Origin of the sequence: Moraxella bovis (assembly GCF_025985205.1) — a bacterium.
Taxonomy (GTDB): Bacteria; Pseudomonadota; Gammaproteobacteria; order Pseudomonadales; family Moraxellaceae; genus Moraxella; species Moraxella bovis.
In genome coordinates this window covers 2,278,728-2,285,000 of sequence record NZ_CP087840.1, presented here as the reverse complement: position 1 = coordinate 2,285,000, position 6,273 = coordinate 2,278,728, and the positions used below count along the sequence as shown (strand labels likewise).

Annotated in this window: 4 protein-coding genes, 2 tRNA genes and 3 rRNA genes (1 of these 9 cut by a window edge); 7 read left to right on the top strand and 2 right to left on the bottom strand. The window is 45.7% G+C overall.

What is annotated here, in order from left to right; all coding sequences use genetic code 11:
* The 6 genes from LP107_RS11650 to LP107_RS11625 all read left to right on the top strand — a co-directional run.
* Positions 1 to 152, top strand: a 16S ribosomal RNA gene (locus LP107_RS11650); it begins 1,379 nt to the left of the window's first position.
* Between the two features lie 61 nt (positions 153 to 213).
* Positions 214 to 290 (top strand) — tRNA-Ile (locus LP107_RS11645).
* A gap of 5 nt (positions 291 to 295) precedes the next feature.
* Positions 296 to 371: transfer RNA gene (locus LP107_RS11640), tRNA-Ala, on the top strand.
* 316 nt (positions 372 to 687) lie between these two features.
* A 23S ribosomal RNA gene (locus LP107_RS11635) occupies positions 688 to 3,913 on the top strand.
* 162 nt (positions 3,914 to 4,075) lie between these two features.
* A 5S ribosomal RNA gene (gene rrf / locus LP107_RS11630) occupies positions 4,076 to 4,189 on the top strand.
* Together the 16S, 23S and 5S rRNA genes with 2 tRNA genes alongside form the textbook arrangement of a ribosomal RNA operon.
* Positions 4,190 to 4,323: 134 nt before the next feature.
* Positions 4,324 to 4,836: a GspH/FimT family protein gene (locus LP107_RS11625; RefSeq protein ID WP_112742596.1), complete on the top strand. Its 513-nt coding sequence runs from the start codon at positions 4,324 to 4,326 to the stop codon at positions 4,834 to 4,836.
* Between the two features lie 5 nt (positions 4,837 to 4,841).
* On the opposite strand, the gene LP107_RS11620 is transcribed toward LP107_RS11625, so the two are convergent.
* Both LP107_RS11620 and LP107_RS11615 read right to left on the bottom strand, forming a co-directional pair.
* Positions 4,842 to 5,333: a YbjQ family protein gene (locus LP107_RS11620; protein WP_078275435.1), complete on the bottom strand. Its 492-nt coding sequence runs from the start codon at positions 5,331 to 5,333 to the stop codon at positions 4,842 to 4,844.
* 5 nt (positions 5,334 to 5,338) lie between these two features.
* Positions 5,339 to 5,713, bottom strand: coding sequence for a YbjQ family protein (locus LP107_RS11615; RefSeq protein ID WP_078275436.1), 375 nt, complete (start codon positions 5,711 to 5,713; stop codon positions 5,339 to 5,341).
* 249 nt (positions 5,714 to 5,962) lie between these two features.
* On the opposite strand from LP107_RS11615, the gene LP107_RS11610 reads away from it, so the two are divergent.
* A complete protein-coding gene (locus LP107_RS11610; RefSeq protein WP_029103198.1) occupies positions 5,963 to 6,223 on the top strand; it encodes a type B 50S ribosomal protein L31 in 261 nt (86 codons plus the stop codon).
* The last annotated feature ends 50 nt before the right edge of the window (positions 6,224 to 6,273 follow it).

Here is a 6,273-nt window from a genome sequence, read left to right as displayed (position 1 = left end):
CTTGTACACACCGCCCGTCACACCATGGGAGTTGATCTCACCAGAAGTGGTTAGCCTAACGCAAGAGGGCGATCACCACGGTGGGGTCGATGACTGGGGTGAAGTCGTAACAAGGTAGCCGTAGGGGAACCTGCGGCTGGATCACCTCCTTAACGAGATTATCTGATTGGCAAGAATTCACAACAAGTTGTTCTTAGTAGCGTAAGTTAAATTGGGTCTATAGCTCAGTTGGTTAGAGCACCGCCTTGATAAGGCGGGGGTCATAAGTTCAAGTCTTATTAGACCCACCATTTATGGGGTTATAGCTCAGTTGGTAGAGCGCCTGCCTTGCACGCAGGAGGTCAGGAGTTCGACTCTCCTTAACTCCACCACTTACAATAAATTAGAACTAAGCAATCAAATTAAACAGCATACAATTAGATTTCTTAATTCTACTTTATGTAGATAACTTACAATTAACTGATGAAGTTAATTACATTATTTAACAACGTAACTATGAGTCTGGGTTAATTATTTAATTCCAACAAATAATTAACCATCCCGACCACTACTCCACATCTTTTAGGTTTTATTTAAAATTTAAGTAAGATGAGTGGTCGGATAAAGTAAAGAAAACTGAATCAAGCGTAAACATAGGTAAATCGTTACACATTACCCTTATGACACCAAGACTGCTTGGGGTTGTATGGTCAAGTAATGAAGTGCACATGGTGGATGCCTTGGCAGTCAGAGGCGATGAAAGACGTGATAGCCTGCGATAAGCGTCGGTGAGGTGGCAATATCCTGTGACCCGGCGATTTCTGAATGGGGAAACCCAGCCAACATAAGTTGGCTATCCTAACCTTTGGTTAGGAGGCAAACCGGGAGAAGTGAAACATCTCAGTACCCCGAGGAAAAGACATCAATAGAGATTCCCCAAGTAGCGGCGAGCGAACGGGGAGGAGCCGATCAAACTTGTAGTAGCAAAATGGCGTGGGAAAGCCAACCATAGTAGGTGATAGTCCTGTATGCGAAACTGCAAATGCGACATATTAAGTAGGGCGAGACACGTGAAATCTTGTCTGAAGATGGGGGGACCATCCTCCAAGGCTAAATACTCCTGACTGACCGATAGTGAACCAGTACCGTGAGGGAAAGGCGAAAAGAACCCCTGTTAGGGGAGTGAAATAGAACCTGAAACCGTGTGCATACAAGCAGTCGGAGCCCGACCACTTAATCGCTTTGAGGATAACAATGAACTTTTATTATGTATATGTTCTACAAAACATCAATAATCAAAATGACTTTTATGTTGGGTTTACTTCCAACTTAAAGCAGAGAATTGAAGCACATAATACAGGTCAAACTACCGCAACTCGTGGTAGGACTTGGAAAATCGTTTATTGTGAAGCCTATATAAGTGAGAAAGTGGCAAGAAAGCGAGAACACGCCACAAAAAATAATGGCAAAGTGCGAACTTTCTTAATGAACCGCATTAAATCACAGTTTGAGTCATCATAAAATGACAAAGTATCGTAAATAAGCTAAGTCGGGCTTGCCCGATCACTTAATTACGATGCGAAGCAGAGTGATTAAGTGGTCGGGTGACGGCGTACCTTTTGTATAATGGGTCAGCGACTTATATTCTGTAGCAAGGTTAACCGTTTAGGGGAGCCGTAGGGAAACCGAGTCTTAATAGGGCGATTAAGTTGCAGGGTATAGACCCGAAACCGAGTGATCTATCCATGAGCAGGTTGAAAGTGCCGTAACAGGCACCGGAGGACCGAACCCACTGTCGTTGAAAAGCCAGGGGATGACTTGTGGATAGGGGTGAAAGGCTAATCAAACTCGGTGATAGCTGGTTCTCCCCGAAAGCTATTTAGGTAGCGCCTCGGACGAATACCATTGGGGGTAGAGCACTGTTTCGGCTAGGGGGTCATCCCGACTTACCAAACCGATGCAAACTCCGAATACCGATGAGTACTATCCGGGAGACAGACGGCGGGTGCTAACGTTCGTCGTCAAGAGGGAAACAACCCAGACCGCCAGCTAAGGCCCCAAATTCCTAGTTAAGTGGGAAACGATGTGGGAAGGCACAGACAGCTAGGAGGTTGGCTTAGAAGCAGCCACCCTTTAAAGAAAGCGTAATAGCTCACTAGTCGAGTCGGCCTGCGCGGAAGATGTAACGGGGCTCAAACTAGGAGCCGAAGCTGCGGATTTAATTGTTTCAATTAAGTGGTAGGGGAGCGTTGTGTAAGCCTGTGAAGGTGTGTTGTAAAGCATGCTGGAGGTATCACAAGAGCGAATGCTGACGTGAGTAACGACAAAACGGGTGAAAAGCCCGTTCGCCGGAAGACCAAGGGTTCCAGTCCAACGTTAATCGAGGCTGGGTGAGTCGACCCCTAAGGCGAGGCCGAAAGGCGTAGTCGATGGGAAATTGGTTAATATTCCAATACTTGTTTATGATGCGATGGAGGGACGGAGAAGGTTATGTCAGCCTGGCGTTGGTTGTCCAGGTGAAAGGATGTAGGTAGGTTTAGTAGGCAAATCCGCTAGACTATTACTGAGATCTGATAGCAAGCCAGTTTACTGGCAAAGTGGCAAATACCATGCTTCCAGGAAAAGCTTCTAAGCGATAGTCATAAACAAATCGTACCCGAAACCGACACAGGTGGTCAGGTAGAGAATATCAAGGCGCTTGAGAGAACTCTGCTGAAGGAACTAGGCAAAATGGTACCGTAACTTCGGGAGAAGGTACGCTGCCGATGGTGATAAGACTTGCTCTTTGAGCTGTTGGCAGTCGCAGATACCAGGCTGCTGCAACTGTTTATTAAAAACACAGCACTCTGCAAACACGAAAGTGGACGTATAGGGTGTGATGCCTGCCCGGTGCTGGAAGGTTAATTGATGGGGTTAGCGTATGCGAAGCTCTTGATCGAAGCCCCAGTAAACGGCGGCCGTAACTATAACGGTCCTAAGGTAGCGAAATTCCTTGTCGGGTAAGTTCCGACCTGCACGAATGGCATAATGATGGCAGCGCTGTCTCCAGCAGAGACTCAGTGAAATCGAAATCGCAGTGAAGATGCTGTGTACCCGCGGCTAGACGGAAAGACCCCGTGAACCTTTACTACAGCTTTACATTGAACTTTGACCTAACTTGTGTAGGATAGGTGGGAGGCTTTGAAGTGGCGACGCCAGTTGCCATGGAGCCATCCTTGAAATACCACCCTGGTTATGTTGGGGTTCTAACTTAGATGTAACAACATCAAGGACAATGTATGGTGGGTAGTTTGACTGGGGCGGTCTCCTCCTAAAGAGTAACGGAGGAGTACGAAGGTGCGCTCAGAACGGTCGGAAATCGTTCAAAGAGTATAAAGGCAAAAGCGCGCTTAACTGCGAGACCCACAAGTCGAGCAGGTACGAAAGTAGGTCTTAGTGATCCGGTGGTTCTGTATGGAAGGGCCATCGCTCAACGGATAAAAGGTACTCTGGGGATAACAGGCTGATACCGCCCAAGAGTTCATATCGACGGCGGTGTTTGGCACCTCGATGTCGGCTCATCTCATCCTGGGGCTGAAGCAGGTCCCAAGGGTATGGCTGTTCGCCATTTAAAGAGGTACGCGAGCTGGGTTTAGAACGTCGTGAGACAGTTCGGTCCCTATCTACCGTGGGCGTTGGAAATTTGAGAGGATCTGCTCCTAGTACGAGAGGACCAGAGTGGACGAACCTCTGGTGTTCCGGTTGTGACGCCAGTCGCATTGCCGGGTAGCTATGTTCGGATGGGATAACCGCTGAAAGCATCTAAGCGGGAAGCCCACCTCAAGATAAGATTTCCCTAAAGAGCCGTTGTAGACTACGACGTTGATAGGTTGGGTGTGGAAGCATGGTGACATGTGTAGCTAACCAATACTAATTGCTCGTTTGGCTTGACCATACAACACCCAAGTGGTTTAGTATGAGATAAGTGTAAAGATTTTACCTAACAAGCTTGAATCAATCTTGAATAACTTAACTTAAAAAGTTAAAACTTTAAAAATTAAATTTAAAGTAAAAAATAAAACAACAGACTCATAAGCAGCGTTGTTAATCCTTTTACGCTGACGACAATAGCAAGATGGAACCACCTGATCCCTTCCCGAACTCAGAAGTGAAACGTCTTAGCGCCGATGGTAGTGTGGTTTGCCCATGCGAGAGTAGGTCATCGTCAGCACCTTATTTAGCCCTCTCTGTCATTGATAGAGGGGGTTTTGGTTTTTAAAATCCTTGAATTTGTGTATAATAGCTGACCTAACTTTACTTATAATTATTTATGTGAGTAACTTGCTTGTGCGTAGGGTGATATTAATGGGTGGGCAAAAGGCGTTTACGTTGATTGAGTTGATGGTGGTAGTGGTTGTGATTGGTATGATTGGTATGATTGCTTATCCTAGTGTGATGCGGGTTTTGCGGGGGATGGAAGCAAAGAATGTTACGTCTGTCGTTACTGATGCATTAAAAGAAGCCCGCAGTCAAAGCCATATTACTAAGCAAAACATTGTTATGTGTCCTGCCGATGAGTCAAATCGTTGCCATAAGCAGTCGGGAGTAAAAATTATCGTGTTTAGGGATTTAGATGGTAATGCCCGTCTTGATGATGGTGAGTTGATTAAAGAGTATGGGCTTAATTTAAAACATGGCAGAATTGACATGAGAGTGTCAGCATCTAGGCATTATATTAAGTACTTTGGGCTCAGTGCCAGTCCACGTGGTCATTTTGGACATATTAAGTATTGTTCGGTGTCCGATGAGTTGTCTTATAGGATTGTTTTAACGCATACAGGGGTTGTTAGAAAGCGTGTTGATGATGTGGGGTGTTAGGTTTGTCAAAGATGGCTTGGCAATCTTGGCGGTACATTCGGATTGCCCACACTCATCACCGCCGTGCCATAGGCAAGCACTTCCACACCGCCACCGTCTATCGCCGATGTCTCAATGCGTACGCCATAGATTTGGTTATAGCCGTATTCATGCGCCTGCTGTTTCATGCGCACAATCGCTTCACGCCTGCCACGCTCCAAAAGACTCTCATACACTGTCAAATTTTTGCCAAACAAACTCAAAAAATCAGCAAACACAAGCTTAAATCTATCTTGGGCGATGGACACACTTCCCATCACAAGCGTGCCGTCCGCCTGCACCATTGGCACAAAAAAGCGTTCATTTGAGATGATGATATGCCCAAGCAAATGCTCGTCATCATCAAGGCTTGCCAAGTGCTTACGCTCATTCATCGTACCAAAATACCACCCCACAAAAAACAAAATAATGGCGATGACGATTTGCAGATTATCAAAAATCAGCTTGATAATGTTCATATCAATTACTCAAACGAAGTCGGATTAAACGCAGGGGGCTGTTGTGTGTTTTCAAACAGGGCATTTCGCACCGCTTTTACCGCTGTGCCATAAACAAAAATCTCAGACGCACCCACCGCCACATTGGACGTAGAAAAGCGCACGCCCACCACAGCATCCGCTCTCATTGCGTAGGCTTTGTCTATCATACGCTCCAACGCTTCTTGGCGGGCTTCTTCTAACAGCTCGGTATAGGCGACAAGCTCCCCGCCCACGATGTTTTTTAGCCCCGCCAAAAAATCCTTGCCAACGTGCTTGGTGCGGACAGTACTGCCATAGACCACGTCTAGGCGTTCGGTGATGGTGTAATTGGGTAGGTGCTCTAGGTTGGATAGTTGCATGGATTTTCCTTATTTAATTCAAAAGCAAAGTATAACAAAATCAAACCAATATGACAATTTTTCTTGAAAATTTGGCAAATTTAGGCTAAAATGACGTCTTTGTTTCCCATCTAACTCCCACTTAAGTTGGCTAATAAACGACGGTGTGGTGTATCATGTCAAAGTTGGTTGATGATGATATGGCCGCAATCGGCAAGCGTTGCTTGAAAATGCCTTTTTATTAGTGCTTAGGTTTATTGGATTTTTATCATGCGTAAAGACATTCATCCAGAATACCGTGAGGTATTGTTCCACGACACCAATGCGGACGTCTATTTTCTAACTCGCTCTACTGTGGCAACCAAGACCACTCGTGAGTACGAAGGTGCCCAGTATCCATACTTCCCACTTGATATTTCAAGTGCATCTCACCCATTCTATACTGGTGAACAACGTCAAGCGTCTAACGAAGGTCGTGTGGCAAGCTTTAACAAGCGTTTCGGTGCATTTGCCAACCGTGGCAAAAAATGATAGATTTTACAAATCCATCTATGTCGTTAAAATACCCCAAATCTCTGGTT

What these genes read in the sequence shown, in the direction of transcription:
- LP107_RS11625 (WP_112742596.1), top strand. Translation starts at nt 4,324, where the DNA reads ATGGGTGGGCAAAAGGCGTTTACGTTGATTGAGTTGATGGTGGTAGTG.
- LP107_RS11620 (WP_078275435.1), bottom strand. Translation starts at nt 5,333, where the DNA reads ATGAACATTATCAAGCTGATTTTTGATAATCTGCAAATCGTCATCGCC.
- LP107_RS11615 (WP_078275436.1), bottom strand. Translation starts at nt 5,713, where the DNA reads ATGCAACTATCCAACCTAGAGCACCTACCCAATTACACCATCACCGAA.
- LP107_RS11610 (WP_029103198.1), top strand. Translation starts at nt 5,963, where the DNA reads ATGCGTAAAGACATTCATCCAGAATACCGTGAGGTATTGTTCCACGAC.